Raw genomic sequence first — 21350 nt, forward strand, 5'->3', positions numbered from 1 at the left:
GTCAGGCCTGGTATTCCACACTCTGCCGGGCATACAGGCTATCCGGCGTCCACGACACCAGGTCGGCCGGAGTCTGATCGCCGGTAATGATGTTCTTGACTTGGTCGCCCTTCTGTTGGCCCTCCTTAGCTGGGAACCAGACATAGGGGATGCCCAGGTGGTCGGCATAGCGGATCTGCTTGCCAATCTTGGCTGCGGTGGGAGCCACGTCGGCAGCTATCCCCCTGGCCCTCAGGTCCTGGGCGATGTGGTTGCTGGCGGTGCGATCCTCCTCGTCCCAGACGGCGACCATGACCGCCGCCGGAGAGACCCGGGAGGCCTGGACGCCATGGGCCAGCAGGAAGGAGAGCAGCCGTGAAAGCCCGATGGACAGCCCCACACCCGGGTAGGTGCGGTTGCCCTGGCTGGCCAGGTTGTCATAACGGCCGCCGGAGCAAATGGAGCCCAGGGACTGCGCCCCCTCCAGGAAGGTCTCGTAGACCGAGCCGGTGTAGTAGTCCAGACCGCGGGCAATCTTCAGGTCGGCGATGACCGAGCCCGGCCGGATGCGGGCGGCCTCGTCGATGATCATGGCCAGCGTCTCCAGCCCCTCGATGGCCAGGGCATATGAAGAAGACTCCTTATCGATGCCAACCTTGTTGACCAAGGCATCGAACCGCTGGCGCAGCTGCTTGCCGTCGTCGGCAGTCAGCTCGGCCAGATCCAGGCAAGCCCTGGCTTGATCCTGATCTGCACCGCACTCACTGACCAGCAAGTTGGCTACCTCGTCAGGGCCGATCTTGTCCAGCTTGTCGATCTCGCGCAGAACGCCCTCGACGTCCCCCAGACCCAGGCCCCGGTAGAATCCCTCGGAGAGCTTACGGTTGTTGGCGTGCACGGTGGGCTTGGGCAGTCCGAAGGCCCGCAGCCCCTCCAGGGCGCTCAGCATGACCAGGGGCACCTCGACCTCATAGTGGTCGGGCAACACCCCGTTGCCAATCACATCGATATCAGCCTGAACGAACTCCCTGAACCGTCCCTCCTGGGGGCGCTCCCCTCGCCAGACCTTCTGAATCTGCCAGCGTTTGAAGGGGAAGGTCAAGTCGTTGCTGTGCTCCACCACATAGCGGCTCAGCGGCACAGTCAGGTCAAAATGCAGACCCAGCCGACGCTCCACCGGCACATCCTTCTCCTGGCCCAGGTCCTGCAGTCGTGAGAGCAGGTAGATCTCCTTGCTGGTCTCCCCCTTCTTAAGCAGGCTGGAGCCCTCTTCTACAGCCCTGGTCTCGATGCCGATATAGCCGTTCAATTCGAAGACTTTGCGGAGCGTGTCGATGATGCGCTGCTCCACCACTCTTTGTGAAGGAAGCCATTCAGGGAAACCGGATAGAGATGTGCCTTTTGCCATAAGAACCTATACTATAGGAGGTCAAGGAAAATGGTTTTGCCATATTTTGCGATCTCCCCAACACACAAGCCTAAGGAGCTGGCCATGGCCGACAACACCGCCATCACACCCGAGAACACCTCGACACCGCAGGAGGAGCACACCGCGGACGCGGAGGGCCAGGTCGCCGCTGCGACGACGCCCGAAGCCGGACAGACTGCTTCTGCTGAGGATGCGCCGACCCAGAGCGCACCGGTACCGGCTGAGCCCAAGCCGGTAAAGCCCAAGGCGGTTCCCTCCCCTGCGGCTCTGGCACACAAGGCTCCTCACGTCAAGGCCGCTCCAGCCGCCCCTACCTACAGCCAGGAGGAGATCGACAAGGCTGAAGCCTTCGGCCGGGTGGATGAGCAAGGCAACGTCTTCGTCCGCGAGGGCGATCAGGAGCGCCAGGTAGGCCAATTCCCCAATGCCGATGCCAAGGAGGCCCTGAACCTCTACGCCCGCCGATACCTAGACCTCAAGGAGAAGCTGAACCTCTTCGCCTCAAGGCTGCGCAGCCCCAAGATCAAGGCCCACGAAATCGACGAGTCCATGGCCTCGCTCAAGGAGGAGACCAGCAAACCCGAGGCCATCGGCGATCTGGCCGCCCTCCGCACGCAGCTGGACCAGCTGGCTGAACAGAGTCAGGCCCGCAAGGCTGAGTTGGCGCAGGCCCGCAAGGACGCCATGGCCAAGGCCATCAAGGAGCGGACCGCCATCGTGGAGAAGGCCGAAGAGCTGACCGCCTCCCTGGGTGACTCCACCAACTGGCGTTCCACAGCGGACAAGTTCCGTTCCCTCTTCGAGCAGTGGCAGCACCACCAGCGCACCACCATCCGCATCGACAAGGCCGACGCGGACGCGCTTTGGAAGCGCTTCTCCTCCGCACGCACCACCTTCAACCAGGCCCGCCGCAAGTGGGCCCAGCAGCGTGATGCCCAGCGGTCCGAGACCAAGCGAATCAAGGAGGAGATCATCGCTGAGGCCGACCAGATCAAGGACTCGACCGACTGGGGACCCACCTCCCACCAGTTCAACGAGCTCATGGACCGCTGGAAACAGGCTGGACGGGCAGGGCGCCAGGATGACGATGCCCTCTGGGCTCGGTTCCGTCAGGCCGCGGATGTCTTCTTCAACGCCCGTCAGGCCGACCGGGACAAGACCTCTGTCAACGAGCGCGAAAACCTGACTAAGAAGGAGGCCCTGGTGGCCAAGGCCGAGGCCCTGCTGCCCGTTAAAGACACCAAGGCTGCCAAGCAGGCCCGGCAGGAACTGGCCAAGATCCAGGAGGAATGGGACGCCATCGGCTTCGTCCCCCGTGACGACGTGCGCCGGATCGAGGGCAGGATGGATGCCGTGGATCGGCAGATCAAGGCTGTGGAGGATGCGGCTTGGAACCAGTCTGACCCCGAGGCAGATGCCCGCGTCTCCAGCTTCGAGCAGCAGCTGGCCGCCCAGCTTGAGGACCTGGACCGTCGAATCGCCGCTGAGCAGGATCCGGCCAAGAAGCAAAAGCTGGAGGCCGAGAAGGCCACCAAGGAGCAGTGGATGAACGCCGTGCGCTGATCGCAGCAGTTGCCGCTAGGACCCCCGGGCTGGTCATTGACCACTGGGGGTCTTTTTGTAGCCATCGTTTATAACCGTCGTTGAGACTCTGGACCGGTGAATCCCCAAGGCTTAAAACAAGTGATCAATTCGAAAGAACCGCGGGAAGGATGCCCTCGCAAGAGGGTAGAGAGAAGCGGACATAGAGGTGGTTGCAGGGACGGTCAGATGGCCCGCATATGCGGACTGGTCGAACCCTTGGCTCCGGTCAGCCGGTAGGCGTCGAAGACACCGTCGATCTTCCTGACAGCCGACAGGAGGGTGTTCAGGTGCTGGGGGTCGCCCATCTCGAAGACGAACTGGCTGATCGCCACCCTGTCCCGGCCTGTGGACTGGCTGCCCGACAGGATGTTGACACCGTGGTCAGACAGCACCTGGGTGATGTCCGAGAGCAGGTGGGGCCGATCCAGGGCCTCCACCTGGATCTGGACCATAAAGGTGCCCTGTTTGCCCGTCCATGAGACCTCGATGATCCGTTCGGGCTGCTTCTTGCGCAGGTCCAGAAGATTCTGGCAGTCGGACCGGTGGACCGAGACGCCCTGGTTGCGGGTGATGAACCCGGTGATGGGGTCTCCCGGCACTGGGGTGCAGCAACGGGCCAGCTTGACCCAGACATCGTCCACACCCTTGACCGAGATCCCCTGGGAGGTCTCCGGCCGGCTGGACTTGGTGACCCGCTGCAGGGGAATGGCCTCCTGCTCCACCTCGTCCTCAAGGGCTGACCGGCCGGCATCATTGACCAGCCGGGAAATCACATTCTGAGTGGAGACCTGTCCGTCGCCTATGGCGGCGTAGACCGCATTCTCATTGGGATAGTTAAGCTCGTCGGCAGCCCCCACCATGGCTTCGGGGGTAAGCAGAGTGGCCACGGGCAGATTCCGCTTGCGCATGGCGCGGATCAGCTCGTCCTTGCCCTCTCCGATGGTCTCCGAACGGCGCTCCTTGCTGAACCACTGACGGATCTTACTGCGGGCGCGGGGGCTCTTGGCGAAGCTGAGCCAGTCGCGCGAAGGCCCATCGGTGTCCGACTTGCTGGTCAGGATCTCCACCGTATCCCCGTTGCGCAGCTTGGTATCCAGGGGGACCAGACGGCCGTTGACGCGCGCGCCCATGGTTCTGTGGCCCACCTCGGTATGGACGGCATAGGCGAAGTCCACCGGCGTGGAATCGGCCGGCAGGGAGATGATCTTGCCCTTGGGAGTGAACACATAGACCTCGGCCGAGCCCAGATCATCCTTCAAGGAGCCCAGGAATTCATTGGAGTCAGGAGTCTCGCTGGTCCAGTCGGCCAGCTGCTGGATCCAGGTAAGGTTGTCCTCCTGGCTCAGCTCCCCCTCCTGGCGCTCACGCTTGACATCGGACTTGTCAGGCTGGGAAAGCTCGCGGCCGGCAGACCCGTTCTCCTTGTACTTCCAGTGGGCGGCGATGCCGAACTCGGCACGACGGTGCATCTGCCAGGTGCGGATCTGAATCTCCACCGGCTTGCCGCCCGGGCCTACCACCGTGGTGTGCAGGGACTGGTAGCGGTTGGTCTTGGGCATGGCGATGTAGTCCTTGAACCGCCCAGGCACCGGACTCCAGCGGGCATGGACGGCGCCTAGGGCCGCATAACAATCGCGGATGGTGTCCACAATGATCCGCACCCCGACCAGGTCGTAGATGTTAGCGAAATCGTGCCCGCGCACAATCATCTTCTGGTAGATGCTGAAATAGTCCTTGGGCCGTCCGGTCACCTGGGCCTTGATGCCTTGGGCGTCCAGATCCTCGTGGATCTCGTCCAGGATCTGCTTCAGATAGACCTCCCGCTGGCCCGCCCTGCGGGAGACCAGCACCACGATTTCGTGGTAGATCTTGGGATAGAGGGTCTTGAAGCTGAGTTCTTCCAATTCGGTTTTGATGGCGTTCATGCCCAGCCGGTTGGCAAGGGGCGCATAGACATCCAGGGTCTCGCGCGCCTTGCGCTGGGCTGATGAAGCCTTGACGTAGCGCCAGGTGCGGGCGTTGTGGACCCGATCGGCCAACTTGACTACCAAGACGCGCACATCTCGGCTCATGGCCACGATCATCTTGCGGATGGTCTCGGCCTGGGCCGAATCGCCATAGTCCATCTTGGATATTTTGGTGACCCCGTCCACCAGGCCGGCCACCGTGTCGCCGAACTCGTCCCTGCACTGCTCCAGGGTGTAGTCGGTGTCCTCCACAGTGTCGTGCAGCAGACCAGCCGAAACCACCGTGGGCCCCATGCCCAGGTCTGCCAGAATCTGTGCCACAGCCAGCGGATGGATGATGTAGGGCTCGCCGGACTTGCGCCTCTGGTCGGCATGCTGGACCACAGCGCGATCGTAGGCGCGCTGGAGCATGGACAGATCCTCGCCCGGATGATGGGCGGCGCAAATCTCCCAGATGGGCATTAGGGGGTTGAGCGGATCGTCGCTGACCTCACATCCCAAGGCTCTGGAGGACAGGCCAGAAGGGGTCTGATCGCCGACATCGTTGCTGCAGACGCTGCCCTCCTGAGTGACCATTCAAGCCTCCAATGTAGCGATATGATGCACCAATCCTACACTTGCGCCTAGCCCATTCAGGCTGCCCGTGTCCGAAGGGTGCCTCAGCGGCCGGTTGAGCCGAACCCGCCATCCGAACGCACAGAACCAGGCAGGCGTTCGGCGGGCACGAAACGGGCCTGCACGTAACGCTGAATGACCAGCTGGGCGATGCGTTCCCCTGGGTCGAAGTGGACCGACTCATGCGGATCCAGGTTGATCAACGGAACCTTGATTTCACCACGGTACCCGGCATCGATGGTCCCGGGCGCGTTGAGCACGGTCACCCCCATTTTGACTGCCAGTCCCGAGCGCGGATGAACCAAGCCGACGTAGCCGTTGGGCAAGGCCAAGGCCACTCCAGTGGGCACCAACGCCCGCTGGAAAGGGGCCAGATCTACATCCACCCTGGCACGCAGATCAGCCCCTGCATCGCCGGGCATTGCGTATTCCGGCACGTCGGACCCGTTCAAGGACTTGAACAGGACCTCGACCGCTTCAGGCTCGTTGTAGGACTCGTCATAGGCCATCAGGCGGCGCACTCCTTGCAGACGGGCTTGCCGTCGGGGGTGGTGTAGGCCAGCTGGCTCCGGTGCTTGACCAGGAAGCAGTTGGAGCAGATGAATTCATCACCCTGCATGGGAATGACGGTCACCGAAGAGTCCTCATTGCTCAGGTCTGCACCAGGCAGCTCGTAGTCTTCGGCGATGGCGTTCTCGTCGTCGTCAAGGTCAGCCCCGGCATCCTGGCCGCTTTTGCCAAGCTCCTGCAGGGATTCCTCGTCTTCGTCCTTGTCGCGCGGGGTATCGTAATCCTGTGCCATCGTGTACCCTTTCCTTGTTCGACCAGCCACCTCGTACGCCGGTCATTCACACGATATGTACTGCGCATAGGATACACGATTTCAAAAGCACGTAAAATACCAACCGTAGGGCACAATGGAAATACCTAAGGCCGTGTAAAGGAACCGTAAGAGGATAGGGGCGTGCATGTCTGAGAATGGGACCAGGGTGGCCAGCTTTGACCATGTCGACGACAGGGGCGATCTGGTCTTCGTCTGTGACCATCGGCACTTCGCGGTAAGGGTCGACGATGCGCTTGATCGCGCCATTCTTGAGGCCAAGCAGGTCAAAGAGGAGGAGGACGTGGACCCCCAGACGGGCAAGTCCAAGCCTCTGCCTGTCTCTGCCATCCAGGCGGCTGTGCGCGCCGGCGCCCGCCCCGAGCAGGTGGCTCAGCAATACGCTGTCAACGAAGCGCTGGTACGGCGTTTCGCGGCCCCGGTGGAGACCGAAAAGAAGTACGCCATCGAGCAATTCCTGACCATGCCGGCGCCCAAGGGGTCGGGCGGGCGTAACTACCAGGAACTGATCGGCAAGGTGCTGGCCCGTGCTGGGGTCAGTCTGGCACAGGTTTCCTGGCAGGCCACCAGACGAGGGTACGAACCCTGGAACATCAACGGCGTGTTCACGCTGGACAAGCGGATCTTCAACGCCCGCTGGGCCTGGAACATGCATGACAACACCGTGACCTGCCTGAACGGGGCGGCAAGGATGTTGCTGGCCGATTCTGCAGACGACCATGAACAGGAGCGGCCCGCTTGGGACCAGAGCCCCGCCGAAGAGATCGATGACCAGACCGACAGACGGCCTCCAAATCAGGAGAATGCCCTTGCCCAAATCGAGCAAGAGGATTCTGGATCGGAAGACCAGGAGGACGGCGAGCGTCAGGCGGCGCTCACGGCCTGGCTCTATGGCAAGCCCAAGGAAGGCCAGGAGCGGATAGCCGACCGAGAGCCCAGCCACCCGCGTGCTGAACTGACCGAGGACCCCGACACGGCCGAACATCCTCCCATCAGAGACAACGAATCGACCATGGTCCTGCCCGTGCAGAGCCATGGGCAGAGCCGGGCCGATCAGGAGCAGCCCCAGCAGCAGAATCAGGGCAATGACGCCGGTCAGGACGAGCAGGACGACGAGCCCAAGGAGGGTCGCCGCGGCAAGCGGGCCAAAAAGCATTCCGGGCGGTCGGCCGTACCCAGCTGGGATGAGATCCTCTTCGGCAAGTAGCTGAGTTCGTTATCCCAAGCAGTCAGACCAGATCGATCAGACAGGGAACCTGTGTCTCCATACGGGTCCATGAGCCGTGGACGCCAGGCAGTCTGGTCGCTGCATCAGTCTGATCTGCAGAATTCACCAGGGTGACCCGGTCACCGGCTAGAACCAGAAGATCGCCGATCATAGGTCGAATCCGGGCATCTACAGGGCCGAAGATGCCCCGTTCGATGGCTTGGTCCCGGGTCTGTACCCAGGCCAGCTCCCCCAGACGTTCACGCCAGCGTGCAGCCACAACCTGGGGATCCGCCCCCTGATCCAAGTAGAGCATGACCGCCCTGGGCTCGCCGCCCACCAGTTGCACATCCTGGTTCAGCTCCGGATCCTGGGCGATGTCAATGCGCTGGTCCGGATCAGCCTCGACCATGCCGTGATCGGCTACGATAACCGTCAGCGTCCCGGCGGGCAGACGGCGATGAAGCTCGGCCAGCTGTGCATCGGTCGCTTCGAGAGCGGCCACCCATTCTTCGCCCTCCCAACCGCTGTGGTGGCCCACCTTGTCCACATCGCGGATATAGAGGTAGGTCAATCCTGGCTGGCTGGCAGCCTCGCAGGCTGCTAGAAGACGTTGACGGGAGTGGTTGTGGCCCAGATATTCCCCGCCGCGCAGAGCCGCACGGGTCAGGGCGGAGTTGCGAAAACGCGGCAGACCTGACGAGGTCACACGGACCCCCTGCGCCTGGAGAGTCTCGAAGACCGTTGGACGGCGCTGCAGGCGCTCGGGATCCTGAGCACCCCTGAACTGGATCATCTGGCTCAGCTGGCCGGTGTCCGGATTCAGCTGGGTATAGCCGGTCATGCCGGTCAGTCCAGGGCTGGTTCCGGTGCCGAAGACCCCCATGGCCGCGACGGTCGTCGACGGTAGGCTGGTATAGAGGGGACGCTGATTGATGGGTTCGGACAGCAACGAGCGCAGATAGGGCACGTGACCCTGGCGGCTGACCAGGTTCCAGAATCCCAGACCGTCCACCAGGACGACGACCACCGACTGGGCGTCAGGCAGTCCCAGGGCCTCCTGGAGGGCCCTGGCAGACGGATGGACGTCAGTGGCCACGGGCGCTCCCAGACAGGCGCTCAGGGCCGGCAGGACAGCGGACAGATGCCGGGGTCCGCCAACATGGTTGTCTCCCGCCCGGTCCCCGTATTGGATAGGCGAACTCGGCTGCAGCAGTTCCTTCATGTCAGGTGTATCCAGACCCATGCTTCCCATTCAAGCACGGTCAGGCCCCAGGCCGACACTGCATCCCGGCTATCAATGCTTTGGCAGACCGTCCGGTTATCATAAGGCGGAACGTGAAGGAGCAGGAGCTTGAGCATGGCAACTCATCGCAGGAGCAAGGCGGCGGGGTACGACCCCCGGCAGGTCAAGGAGCACATCGTCGAAACCCCTCTGAACGAGGAGATGAGTAAGTCCTTCCTGGAATACGCCTACTCGGTCATCTACGCCAGGGCCCTGCCCGACGCCCGCGACGGACTCAAGCCTGTGCAGCGGCGGATCATCTACCAGATGGGCCAGATGAACCTCAACCCTGACCGCCCCTACATGAAGTCCGCTAGGGCCGTGGGCGAGGTCATGGGCAAGCTGCACCCCCATGGCGACTCATCCATCTACGAGGCCATGGTCCGGCTGGCCCAGCCCTTCGCCATGCGCCTGCCCCTGGTCGACGGCCACGGCAACTTCGGATCCCTGGACGACGGACCGGCGGCATCACGCTACACCGAGGCCAGGCTGGCCCCGGCGGCTCTGGGCATGAACGCCGACATCGACCAGGACACGGTGGACTTCTCCCCCAACTACGACAACAAGCTCAGGGAGCCCCAGGTCCTGCCATCGGCCATCCCCAACCTGCTGGTCAACGGGGCCTCGGGCATCGCCGTGGGCATGGCCACCAACATGATCACCCACAACCTGGGCGAGGTGGTGGCCGCCGCAAAGCATCTGATGGCCCACCCGGACGCAAGCCTGGACGAACTGATGCGCTACGTGCCCGGCCCGGATCTGCCCGGCGGCGGAATCATCGTGGGGCGGGACGGCATCCGCAAGGCCTACGAGCACGGTCGGGGGGCCTTCGTGACCAGGTCCGTCACCCACTTGGAGAACGTGACTGCCCGCAAGAAAGCCATCGTGGTTACCGAGCTGCCCTTCATGGTGGGCCCCGAGCGGGTTCTGGAGCGCATCTCGGACGGGGTGCGCAACCACAAGCTGGAGGGCATCTCCAGTGCCATCGACCTGACCGATCGGCACAACGGGACCCGCCTGGTCATTGAAATCAAGACGGGATTCGACCCGGGCAAGGTTTTGGGCAAGCTCTTCAAGTACACGCCCCTGGAGGACTCCTTCACCATCAACAACGTGGCCTTGGTCCACGGACGGCCCAGGACCATGGGGCTCAAGGAACTGCTGGAGGTCTGGGTGGAGCACCGGCGCACGGTCATCCACCGGCGCAGCGAGTTCCGCCGCAAGAAGGCCCTGGAGCGCCTGCACCTGGTCGAGGGGCTCCTGCTGGCCCTGGTCGACATCGACGAAGTCATCCAGGTCATCCGCAGCTCGGATGACGCGGACGCGGCCAGGAACAAGCTCATGGCGGTCTTCGACCTGGATCAGACCCAGGCCCAGTACATTCTTGACCTGCGGCTGCGGCGGCTGACCAAGATGAGCCGGATCGAGCTGGAGGGCGAGCGCGACGACCTCAACAACCAGCTGGAGGGACTGGAGCGGATTCTGGACTCCTCTGCCGAGCTGGACCGGGTGGCCATCCAGGAGATGGATCAGGCGGTGGCCCAGTGGGGCACGCCCAGGCGCACGGTCATCCTGGACCAGGAGCCCTCCGGCGACCTGGCCCCCGTGCAGTCGGCAGCCAGCGATCAGCAGACCGCTCAGCAGACCTCAGGTAAAGTCGCTGCTGGCTCCCAGGCTGCACTGCTGGCCAGCGGAGGAGCCAACCGCGGCGGCGACGGCGGCGACCTGCACATGGAGGACAAGCCCTGCACGGTCATGATGAGCGCCACCGGCCTGCTGGCACGCAGCACCCCGAGCGCCTTGGATGCCTGGCGCTCCCGGCCGCGCAACCAGGACCGCGGTCATGACGACCAGATAATCGCCATATTCGCCACCACCACCCTGGCCACCTACGGCCTGGTCACCACAGCTGGACGGCTTATCACCGCCCCCGTGGCCGACCTGCCGCTGATCCCAGCCACCGCCAACCCGAACCTGACCGGAGGCATCGTTGCAGACGAGCTCCTGGGCGGAACAGCCAGCACCGAGCCTCAGACCGACGAGCACGCCGTCACTGTCATCGGCATGGCCGACTCCCGGCCCCTGGCCCTGGGCACCCGGCTAGGCACGGTCAAGCGCTGGAACCGAGAATCCCCGACCACCATGGACTCCTGGTCAGTCATCGACTTGAAGGAAGACGACCAAGTGGTCTTCGCAGCCCCCTGCCAGGACGGGGACCGCATGGTGCTCATCTCCTCGGACGCCAGCCTGCTTACCTTCACCGGGGACAAGGTTCGCCCCCAGGGCCGCAATGCAGCCGGCATGGCAGGCATCCGTCTGGCCCAGGGCTGCCAGGTCGCCACCTTCGCGGTCGTGCCGGCCGGAGAGATCGGCTGGACCTATCAGGAGACCGGAGAGGATGGTATGAGCACACAGGCCGGAGCTGTGGTCCTGACTGTAGCCGGCGACTCCGAGGCCCTGCCCGGCACCGAGAACGGGTCGGCCAAGCTGACCCCGCTGGAGATGTATCCGGTCAAGGGCCGTGGAACGGGCGGCGTGCGCTCACAGCGCTTCCTCAAGGGCCAGGACACCCTGTTGCTGGCCCGGGTGGGCGCTTGGCCCCTGCATGCCAGCACCGCTGCTGGATCACCGGTCGAACTGCCCGACGTGGACATGCGCCGGGATGCCTCCGGCCAGGAGCTGGCAGCGCCTATCACCTTCGTGGCCTGAGGACGCGTTCAATAAAGGCTCAGTAGAGGGCCATACCGCCCGGCCCCGCTGTGAAACCGGCGGCGGCCATGGCCATGCCTACTGGTTCGCGCATGGTCAGGGGTCGGCCATTGGCATGGCTGAAGAGGATGCGTCCCAGTCCTCCCCGCCTCAGCCATGAGGCCAGCTGGGCGAAGGCGGCCTCCAGCAATCCACGCTCGGGCTCGCCGAAGACCAGAAGATGATGCCCCTTGGGCGCCGCATAGACCAGGGCACAGCCTCGATTCTGCACCAAGAGGTTGCCCATCCGCCGAACGGGCCGACCGCCGCCATCCCCTGATGTGGTCGGCCAGGCAAGGGCCGTGCCATAGAGGTTGGCTGGATCGGTCACATCCATGACCACGGGCTCGGGCGGCCGCCGGTCGGAATCATCATTATGGCGCTCATCCTCTTGGAAGCCTCTGAGCTGATCGATCACCTCCCGGGGGGCGAACTGGGCGCCGCCGAAACCCTCCACGATGACCCCACGCGTCAGCTGTCCGGCCTCCTCCATGCGTCTGCAGACCTGATAGAGGGCCGAAAATCCGCCATGGAGGTACCGCACTTCAGGCAGGACCGGGGCCAGGAGCCCATAACGGTCCAGCATGGCTTGCTCTTCATGGACCAGGCGGACGGTCCGCTGCCGGTCATCGTCCTGGCCGCCTCTGAGCTCGTCGCTTGAATCAGCCATGCCAGTCCCCGCTGCACCACCCGCCGCTCCGCGCTCATCCGCAAGCAGAGTCCAGAATCCTTCCGTCGCCGCTGACAGCTCTGACGAGCTTGCCGCCCGCGTCAAGGCCGCACGATCCAAAGGTCTGCCGCGTCCACGCAGACCATAAGGCAAACGGCGGGCCCTCCCCAAGGGCTGCGATCCCGATCCCCGGACCAGCCGCCGGACCGGAGCCAAGGAAGCGTTGGTGACCTGTCCACGCCTGACCAGGTGCCAGAGGGACCGAGCCAGGACCTCCTGGTCGGAGGCCTCAGAATCATTGCCGCCTCGGCCAGTGCAGACGCGCAGAAGCCGATCGAAGCGGTAGGCTCCCCCATCGGCCAGAACATCCAGCAGGGCCTTTTCCAGATCGCCCGCGTTGCCCGGGTTGCTCGACTTGCCCGCCCCATTCGTGACTGACGGAGAACCGGCGGATTGTGCTGGAAACTCCACATCAAGGTCCTCGGCCAGATAAAAGGTCATAGCGCCCAGCGGGCCCTCTCCCTGCTCGGACCCTACCCAGACCACCTGGCCCGAGGCCAGCAGATCGTCCATCAATGCGGGACCGTAATCACGCACCCTGGCCGGGAAGATCGCCGACTCCCAGACTTCGGGCGGCAAAACCAGCCCCTCCAGCTGCGCAACCACCTCCAGCAGTCCCTCAGTGCCCATCAAAGGCTCCTGGCCCAGGAGTGCCAGACCCTGCCGGTGAAGAAGAAAGTCGCTGTAGACATGGCCGGGGACGGGACTGGCGGCCTTGCTGGCCTTGGCCAGGGACCGCGAGCGCAGCCGACGGAAGACCTCGGGATCCAGCCATCCTCGGCGGGGTTCGCCTCCCTCCCATCCAGGCTCGCCATAGGCACTTAGGTCTGGCCTAGGAAAGACCCCGGTCATGAGCAGCTCACGCGCTGCCAGGGAGCGCAGTCTGTCATCCAAAAGAGCTTTGCCCAGGCCCAGGTGGCCAGCCAAGTCCTCGACGGTGAATGGCCCGTGGACTGCGGCGTATTGCCTGACCAGCTGGTCGAAGGCCTCGCTGTCCGATTCCGATCCCTTTGTTGCCGATCCCTTTGTTGGCTGGGCAGACAGCTGGATGATGCTTGGTCCCAGGACCGCCGTCAGCCGTCCCGCCTGACCGTCCCATACCCAGCAGTCGCGAGCACCTAGTCTGACCTGGACCACCCTGGACTGGGCCTGCAGCTGCTCCAGCATGGTCCGGACCTGCCCCTCCGTCACCGGTTCGTCCTCCTGCCCGCACATGCGCCGACGAATACCTGCTAGATCCATGGGGCCCAGGGTTCGCAACAGGTCGGCCAGTCCTTCGGCCCCCTTGGCCCGGGTCCTAGGCGAAAGCCGCTGCAGGTCGGCGGTCACCTGGTCGACAGTCTCCTGGTCCAGAAGGTCAGCCATGTCCACTTGGCCGACCATCTGCTCCAGCAGGTCGGAGTCGATGGCCAGCATAGCGGCGTCACGCTCGGCCTTGGGCATGTCGTACTGGTACATGAAGGTGCCCAGGTAACCGAAGAGCAGCCCTGAAGCCATTGGGGAGGGTGTCTGGGTGGAAGCCGGGACCAGACGGACGCTTCCCTGCTCCAGGCCGGCCATGAGCTCGTGCAGGGCAGGCATGTCGTAGACATCCTGAAGGCACTCACGCATGGTCTCCAGAACAAGGGGGAAGTCATCCTCCTTCAGCGCCGCATCCAGGAGCCGAGAGGCCCGCAGACGCTGCTGCCAGAGCGGAACCCTCCGGCCGGGCTCCATCCTGGGCATGTAGAGCGAGCGGGCAGCGCACTGGCGGAAGCGGGCCTGGAAGAGCGCCGAGCCGACCAAATGCCGTCGAACCTCGCGCTCCACCTGATCGGGGGTGAAACCGAATATTCGCCGATCCTCCAGGAAGGCATCAGTGCCCGGAATCTGCACGACGATGCCATTCTCCCCCGCCCACACGGACCCGTCGTAACCGCGCTCACGGGAGAGCCGGGCGGTAATGGCCAGGGCCCAAGGCTCGTTGACCCTGCGACCGTACGGCGAATGGAGGACCAGCCGCAGGTCGCCCTCCTCGTTGGGGCAACGCTCGACCACCAGGTGCCGGTCGTCGGGCACCTGGCCGGTGGAGGCCTGCTGCTCGGCCAGAAAGGCCGCCAGATTGTTGATAGAAGGACGGTCCAGGCCGTCCTCAAGCAGGCGAGAGGAGACGGCTTGGGTGAAGCCCGGCCGACCGGAGGCAGCCTGGACTGCCGGCACCAGGCTTCGGGACAGCTCCCTGGCGAGCCTGCCCAGGCGACGGCCGAAGGCGGGGTCGCGGCCGGCGCCCTCGCCGTGCCAGAAGGGCAGCCTGGCGGAGCGTCCCGGGGCGGGTACCACTACCACACGGTCGCGGGTGATCTGCTGGATCCTCCAAGAGGTGGTGCCCAGGGTAATTACGTCCCCCTTCCGGGACTCGTAAACCATCTCCTCGTCCAGCTCCCCCACTCGGCGGGGCTTGCCGCCGGCGGCCTCGGAGGGCATGACCACGCTGTAGGAGCCACGGTCGGGAATGGTGCCTCCGGAGGTTACTGCCAGGCGTTGCGCGCCGGGGCGAGCTGTCAGCGTGCCTGTCTGCTGGTCCCAGACCAGAATGGGGCGGAAGGCGGTGAAGTCTTGGGAGGTGTAGGCACCGCTGAGCATGCCCAGCACCGCCCGGTAGACCTTCTGGTCCAAGTGGGCGAAGGGCGCAGCCCGTCTGACCGTGGCCAGCCAATCCTGCTCCTTAAGCGGTCCCATGGCAGCTGCAGCCACCGTCTGCTGAGCCAGAACATCCAAGGGACTGTTGGGCATGATGGTGGGTTCGATGTCGCCCTGGACCATGCTTTCCATGCTGGCGGTGCACTCCAGGATCTGCTCGCGGGTCAAGGGGAAAAGCCTGGCCTGCGATACCCGTCCCACTTGGTGGTCGGCCCGGCCCACGCGCTGCAGCCCCGAAGCGGTCGACACAGGGGCGTTGACCTGGATGACCAGATCGACCGAGCCCATATCGATGCCCAGCTCCAGGCTGGAGGTGGCTACCACGCACCGCAGTCTGCCGGCCTTGAGGTCGTCCTCCACCTGGCGGCGACGTTCCTTGGACACCGAACCATGGTGGGCCATGGCAATAGGTTGGTCAACAGGCTGGCCGGATGTTCTCTCGGAGGTCGACCCGGTGGCCGAACTGTAGTGGGCGGGCTCCCAGGCCTGCGCAGCCCTGCCCGTGGGCTGGACTGTTTCACGGGATGAACCTGGTCGGTCGTGAACCGGGGCCCGCAAATCGGACTGGTGCAGGTCGTTCAGCCTGGCAGTCAGACGCTCGGCTAGTCCTCGGGAGTTGACGAAGACCAGGGTGGTGTGGTGGGACAGGACCTGGTCCAGGATGGCCCGCTCGATAGCTGGCCAGATGGATCCGCTTCTTTGGTCCCTCTCCTGACCCTCCTGGCCAGATTCGCCGGGTGGCGCCGCCAGATCGCCCATGTCCTCCAAAGGCTCGATCAGCCGCAGGTCCATGGCTGTGGACGACTTGGGCTGGATCAGGCTGACCGGACGGCTGCCGCCCAGAAAACGTGCCACCTGTTCGGGCGGCCGGACCGTAGCCGACAGGCCGATCCGCTGCACGGGCCCTCCGACCAGGTCGTCCAGGCGCTCTAGGCTCAGGGCCAGATGAGCCCCGCGCTTATTGCCCGCCAAAACGTGGATTTCGTCCACGATAACGGTCCGGATATTCTTCAGCGTGTTGGCCGTCTTGGAAGTCAGCATCAGATAGAGGGACTCGGGGGTGGTGACCAGAATATCCGGAGGATGAGCGGCCAGGGCCCTTCGGCCGCGGGCGTCGGTGTCTCCAGTGCGGATACCTGTCTGGACCTTGGGCGCTTTTCGTCCCTGCTGTTGGAATCGCTCGGCGATGCCGTCCAACGGAGCCTGCAGGTTGCGGGCCACATCCGTCCCCAAGGCCTTCATGGGCGAGATGTAAAGCACTGCGACCCCAGGTTCTCGGAAGCGTCGAGGCCTGGTCATGAGCTCGTCAATGGCCCAAAGAAAGGCGGCCAGGGTCTTGCCCGAGCCGGTGGGCGAAATAATCAACGCATCGCCGCCTGAGCGGATGGTCGGCCAGGCCTGCACCTGGGTCGGCGTGGGCCCCTCGGGAAAGGTCTGGCGAAACCAGTCAGCCGTCTGTGGGGAGAAATTGTCCAAGGGATCGCCCATATGCGTCCACTCCTCTCCCCGCTCTTTCGGGTCTTGCTGAAAGCCGATCAGGTGTCGATCTTGCTCCGGTCGAAGTCGTCGGCATTGTCCACGATGAACTGCTTGCGGGGCGGCACGTCGTCGCCCATGAGCAGGGGGAAGATGCCCGCGGCCTGAGCGGCATCCTCCATACGGATGCGACGCAGCATGCGGGTCCTGGGATCCATGGTGGTATCGGCCAGCTGGTCGGCATCCATCTCGCCCAGACCCTTGTATCGCTGCACATCGGGATTGTAGTCGATGTGCTTGGCCTGCAGGTCGACCAGCTTGCCCTCCAGCTCATCGTCCGAATAGGTGTAGATGAACTTGCCCTTGTTCTTGCCCGCCAAGGCGATTCGATGCAGGGGCGGCACGGCGGCGTAAACCCGCCCGCTCTCGATCAGGGGACGCATGTATCGGTAGAAGAGGGTTAGCAGCAGGATGCGGATGTGGGCGCCGTCCACGTCGGCGTCGGTCATCATGATGACCTTGTTGTAGCGGGCCTGATCGATGTCGAAGCTGGCTCCCGAGCCGGCTCCGACCACCTGGATGATGGAGGCGCACTCCTTGTTGGTCAGCATCTGGGACAGGGAGGCCTTCTGCACGTTGAGAATCTTGCCGCGGATGGGCAACAGGGCCTGGAACATGGAGTTTCGTGCGGCCTTGGCCGTGCCTAAGGCGGAGTCGCCCTCGACGATGAACAGCTCGGCGATGTCGTCGTTGCCGGGCATGGAATCCGAGAGCTTGGAGGGCATGGAGGCCGATTCCAGGGCATTCTTGCGCCTGGTGACCTCCTTGGTCTTCCGGGCCTGGACGCGTGCGTGCATCTCGCCGACGATCTTCTCCAGAACCTGGCCGGACTGCTCCTTGAAGCCGCGCTTGGAACCGCTGATCATCTGGCCGAACTGGTCGTCGGTCATCCGGGTGACGATGGGTTTGACCTGGGCCGTGCCCAGCACGTCCTTGGTCTGGCCCTGGAACTGCGGCTCGGCGATGCGCACGGTGACTACAGCCACCAGCCCGGCAAGGACGTCGTCGCGCTCCACCTTGGTGTGGGAGTCCTTGAGGTTGACCTTGAGGCGGCGTGCGTTGGCCTCCACAGCCTTACGCACCTGGCGGGTCATGGCGTTCATGAACCCATCCACATGCATGCCTCCGCCGGGCGTCTCCACCACATTGACGAAGCTGCGGACAACTGAATCATAGTCATTGACCCAGCGCAGGGCGATATCCACCCCGCAGACACGTTCCACCTGCTCAGCGTGCAGCTCGCCGTCCGAGCCCACCCGCTGGGTCTCCTCCTGGTAGGTGTCCTGGCCGCTGATCCGCCAGATGTCGCTGACAGGTTCACCCTTGGACAGGAAGTCGACGAAGTCGGTCACCCCGCCAGTGTGCAGGAACTCCTCCACACGCTGATGGCCGGTCTCGTCCTCCGGCTGCAGCATGGCCCGGTCAGCCCGCTCAGTGGCCGAAAGGTCGGCATCATCCGCTCGCTGGTGCTCGGCACGTTCGTCTTCAGCATTGCTTTCAGGGGGTTGGCCGCTATTGGACGATCCACGAAGGTTTCCCTGATCCTCCTGAACGTCCTGATCTCCCGGCTTCGCAGCAGGCTCGCCGTCAACCTCCAGGCGCAGGTCCTGATCGGCGCTCCCTGTGGCAGGGATTCGGTCGTCGATCACAGTGATCTTGAGGCCGGGCACCAGGAAGCTGGTCTGGCGCACCCGGTCAATCAGCTGGGCGTAGCTGAACCGGGCCGTTGGGTTGAAGATTTCCGGGTCGGCCCAGTAGCGCACCCTGGTGCCGGTCCGCGACTTGGGCACGCTGCCCACCACCTCCAGGGGCGTAGGCCTGTTCTTCCTGGTGCGCTTGAAGGGCGAGTCAGGCGAGGGATGCTCCGGATCCGGGTCCTGGTAGGCGCCGGGATGGCCCTGGTGGAAGCGCATCCGGTGGGTCTTGCCGTCCCTGTCCACCTCCACGTCCAGTCGGGAGCTCAGAGCATTGACCACCGAAGAGCCCACGCCGTGCAGGCCACCCACAGCCGTATAGGAGGAGTTGCCGAACTTGGCGCCGGCGTGAAGCTTGGTCAGGACCACCTCCACGCCAGTCAGACCGGTTCGAGGTTCAATGTCGACAGGGATGCCTCGGCCGTTGTCGTCCACCTCGATGGAGCCGTCCTTGTGCAGGATGACCTTGATGTGGTCGCACTGACCGGCCAGAGCCTCGTCCACGGCGTTGTCGATGATCTCCCAAAGGCAGTGCATAAGCCCCTGGCTGTCCGTGGTCCCGATGTACATGCCTGGACGCTTACGCACTGCGTCCAAGCCATCCAGGACTGTCAGACTGCCGGCACCATAGGACTTTCCCTTATCAGGCTTTTTAGCCACCATTTACCTCGCCGTTCACCTCGTAGCGCCCAGGGAAGACACAGATCCTCACATGGGCGGTCGCTTACGCACCGATGACCATTTCTAGCAAGAAGGCCTCGACAGCATTAGGACCTCCCCGCCGGGCGCAGAGGTCACTGATCCAGGAAGTCCCGCAGGGTCTGCGAGCGCGAAGGGTGCCGCAGCTTGGACATGGTCTTGGACTCGATCTGGCGGATGCGCTCACGGGTCACCCCGTATACGCGGCCGATGTCGTCCAGGGTCTTAGGCTGCCCATCCTCCAGGCCATAGCGCATCTTGATGACGCCGGCCTCGCGGGGACTCAGGGTCTCAAGCACCTGCTGGAACTGCTCCTGCAGCAGGGAGAAGGCCACGGCATCCGAGGGGGCGATGGCATCGGTGTCCTCGATCAGATCGCCGAACTCCGAGTCGCCGTCCTCGCCCAGAGGGGTGTGCAGGGAGATGGGCTCGCGCCCGTACTTCTGGACCTCCTGGACCTTCTCGACGGGCATATCCAGCTCCCGAGCAAGCTCGTCGGGGGTGGGCTCGCGGCCCAGGTCCTGCAGCATTTGCCGCTGGACGCGTGAAAGCTTGTTGATGACCTCAACCATGTGGACGGGCACACGGATGGTGCGAGCCTGGTCGGCCATGGCGCGGGTGATGGCCTGGCGGATCCACCAGGTGGCGTAGGTGGAGAACTTGTAGCCCTTGGTGTAGTCGAACTTCTCCACAGCGCGGATCAGACCCAGGTTGCCTTCCTGAATCAGATCCAGAAAGAGCATGCCTCTGCCCGTGTAGCGCTTGGCCAATGAGACCACCAGTCGCAGGTTGGCCTCCAGCAGATGGTCCTTGGCCTTCTTCCCGTCGTTGGCGGCCCACTTGAGCTCGCGGCGACGCTTGAAGTCCAAGCCCTCGCCCTCGGTGTCCAACAGATGCTGGGCATAGAGGCCGGCCTCGATACGCTCGGAGAGATCAACCTCCTGCTCAGCGTTCAGCAGGCTGACGCGGCCGATCTGCTTGAGGTAGTCCTTGACAGGATCGGCAGTGGCGCCGGCAGTGACAACACGACGCTTGGGATTGCCTGAGGGGGTGACATTCTCATCGTCATCGGAATCGTCGACGACGAAAGCGCCCTTGACCTTGGCGGCGAGGGCATGGGCGGCCTTGCGGTCCTCCTCGGCCTCATCCTCGATCTGGGAGATCTCGTCCTCCTCCTGATCGTCCTCGTCGGGCTCGTCCTCCAGCTGATCCTCGCTCTTGTCCAGCCGATCGTCGTCCTCCTGATCCTCGAGCAGGTCCTCGTCGGTCTCCTGCTTCTCCGGCTGCAGGGTCGGCTCCTCTTCGACCTTCTTCGTGTTCTTGGAGGCCGGACGGCGGTTCGTCTTGACCGTCGAAGTGCTGGCAGCGGCGGTCTTGCGGGACGCCTTGCTGCTGGTCTTGGATCTGGTGGCGGTCTTGGTCTTGCCGGCGGTTGAACTGGTCCGGCCCTTTCCGGTATCCACTGCGGCTGTCTTGGCTGACTTGGTGTCCTTCGTGGCCAAATTCTCCTCCTGGATCATCCCACCCGCCGACACTGCTTTTAAGGCACAGCTATGGCAAGGTCAAATCGTAGACTCACTAAGTGAACCACCCCAGGGGGACGATTATTCCCGATTCAGCCGGATTGCCTCCAAGCAGGGTCGATGCCACGGCCGATCAGTGCCAGGACGATGGCTGCCAGACTACAGGAACGGTCGTCGTCCAAGGCTCCTTCGGCAAGCCCGGATGTCCGGGATCCCCCATTCCACCAGTCGACATAGGCCGCAACCGCCAGGGGCTGGGCACGGAACCCCGCCGGAACCTTGTCTGCCATGGCTTCAAGCATGGCCAGCCCAGCATGGCAACGGCGGCTGTCCGGCCGTGTCGCAGGATCCTTGAAGACTGCATCCAGAATGCTGCAGAGCACTGTCACGTTGGACGCATCGTTGGGACGCACGCACAGGTCCAGCAGCCGATCAGCGTCCAGACCAGGCTCAGGCGCCAAAATGGACAGGATAAGCCCGTCGCGTATGGCCAGTGTCTCCTTGATGGCCACGGCCAGACGTGCCGTAGAGTCGGACTCCAAAGGCGGGCGCGCCTGCTGCCCCTTCAAGCCTGCAGTCCAGTCGGCCAAAGGTTGCTGGAGCCATCGCCTGTCAGCCTCCTCCACACCCCATCGTCGTCGACGCTCTCGATAGTTCTCCGCTAGTTTTGTCATGTCGTCTTCGCGCGAATCCTTCATGCCGTCATCGCCTCCCATCCGCTCCCGGTCTGTAGTCCGGGGAGCCTTGGCACCATCCTGAACCAGTTGGAACCGTCAGGAGGGCCGCAACCAGGCATGTGGTCGAGTGAGGTCATCCATCCACCATGGTCCTTGC

At 63.9% G+C, this 21350-nt stretch carries 12 protein-coding genes; 3 read left to right on the forward strand and 9 right to left on the reverse strand.

Annotated features, from left to right (window positions below; genetic code table 11):
- Nucleotide 1: 1 nt before the first annotated feature.
- Complete coding sequence (gene hisS, locus J3T95_RS02935; RefSeq protein ID WP_267450329.1) at nucleotides 2-1387, reverse strand: histidine--tRNA ligase; 1386 nt, start codon at nucleotides 1385-1387, stop codon at nucleotides 2-4.
- A gap of 84 nt (nucleotides 1388-1471) precedes the next feature.
- Here hisS and J3T95_RS02940 point away from each other — a divergent pair, with 84 nt between their 5' ends.
- Nucleotides 1472-2971: a DUF349 domain-containing protein gene (locus J3T95_RS02940; RefSeq protein ID WP_267450330.1), complete on the forward strand. Its 1500-nt coding sequence runs from the start codon at nucleotides 1472-1474 to the stop codon at nucleotides 2969-2971.
- A gap of 203 nt (nucleotides 2972-3174) precedes the next feature.
- On the opposite strand, the gene J3T95_RS02945 is transcribed toward J3T95_RS02940, so the two are convergent.
- The 3 genes from J3T95_RS02945 to J3T95_RS02955 all read right to left on the reverse strand — a co-directional run bounded on the left by J3T95_RS02945 (nucleotide 3175) and on the right by J3T95_RS02955 (nucleotide 6376).
- Entirely contained in the window at nucleotides 3175-5535 is a 2361-nt protein-coding gene (locus J3T95_RS02945) for a RelA/SpoT family protein (protein ID WP_267450331.1), read from the reverse strand.
- Nucleotides 5536-5618: 83 nt separating this feature from the next.
- Nucleotides 5619-6083, reverse strand: coding sequence for a dUTP diphosphatase (gene dut, locus J3T95_RS02950; RefSeq protein ID WP_220237159.1), 465 nt, complete (start codon nucleotides 6081-6083; stop codon nucleotides 5619-5621).
- Nucleotides 6083-6376, reverse strand: a complete 294-nt coding sequence (locus J3T95_RS02955) for a DUF4193 domain-containing protein (protein WP_024627827.1) — start codon at nucleotides 6374-6376, stop codon at nucleotides 6083-6085. Before J3T95_RS02955 ends, dut begins: the two co-directional genes overlap by 1 nt.
- Nucleotides 6377-6542: 166 nt before the next feature.
- On the opposite strand from J3T95_RS02955, the gene sepH reads away from it, so the two are divergent.
- Complete coding sequence (gene sepH / locus J3T95_RS02960) at nucleotides 6543-7622, forward strand: septation protein SepH (protein WP_267450332.1); 1080 nt, start codon at nucleotides 6543-6545, stop codon at nucleotides 7620-7622.
- A gap of 22 nt (nucleotides 7623-7644) precedes the next feature.
- On the opposite strand, the gene J3T95_RS02965 is transcribed toward sepH, so the two are convergent.
- A complete protein-coding gene (locus J3T95_RS02965; RefSeq protein ID WP_267450333.1) occupies nucleotides 7645-8868 on the reverse strand; it encodes an alkaline phosphatase family protein in 1224 nt (407 codons plus the stop codon).
- 114 nt (nucleotides 8869-8982) lie between these two features.
- Here J3T95_RS02965 and J3T95_RS02970 point away from each other — a divergent pair, with 114 nt between their 5' ends.
- Nucleotides 8983-11616, forward strand: coding sequence for a DNA gyrase/topoisomerase IV subunit A (locus tag J3T95_RS02970; protein WP_267450581.1), 2634 nt, complete (start codon nucleotides 8983-8985; stop codon nucleotides 11614-11616).
- 19 nt (nucleotides 11617-11635) lie between these two features.
- On the opposite strand, the gene J3T95_RS02975 is transcribed toward J3T95_RS02970, so the two are convergent.
- The 4 genes from J3T95_RS02975 to J3T95_RS02990 all read right to left on the reverse strand — a co-directional run bounded on the left by J3T95_RS02975 (nucleotide 11636) and on the right by J3T95_RS02990 (nucleotide 21214).
- Nucleotides 11636-16552 (reverse strand): ATP-dependent helicase, encoded by a 4917-nt coding sequence (locus J3T95_RS02975; protein WP_267450334.1) that lies wholly within the window; start codon nucleotides 16550-16552, stop codon nucleotides 11636-11638.
- Nucleotides 16553-16599: 47 nt separating this feature from the next.
- A complete protein-coding gene (locus tag J3T95_RS02980) occupies nucleotides 16600-18957 on the reverse strand; it encodes a DNA gyrase/topoisomerase IV subunit B (RefSeq protein WP_267450335.1) in 2358 nt (785 codons plus the stop codon).
- A gap of 131 nt (nucleotides 18958-19088) precedes the next feature.
- Nucleotides 19089-20495 carry an RNA polymerase sigma factor gene (locus J3T95_RS02985; protein WP_267450336.1) on the reverse strand — a complete coding sequence of 469 codons (1407 nt, stop codon included), beginning with the start codon at nucleotides 20493-20495 and terminating at the stop codon, nucleotides 19089-19091.
- A gap of 113 nt (nucleotides 20496-20608) precedes the next feature.
- Nucleotides 20609-21214, reverse strand: a complete 606-nt coding sequence (locus J3T95_RS02990) for a hypothetical protein (RefSeq protein ID WP_267450337.1) — start codon at nucleotides 21212-21214, stop codon at nucleotides 20609-20611.
- Nucleotides 21215-21350 lie beyond the last annotated feature (136 nt).

The organism is Bifidobacterium sp. B4079, assembly GCF_026537385.1.
Taxonomy (GTDB): domain Bacteria; phylum Actinomycetota; class Actinomycetes; order Actinomycetales; family Bifidobacteriaceae; genus Bombiscardovia; species Bombiscardovia asteroides_I.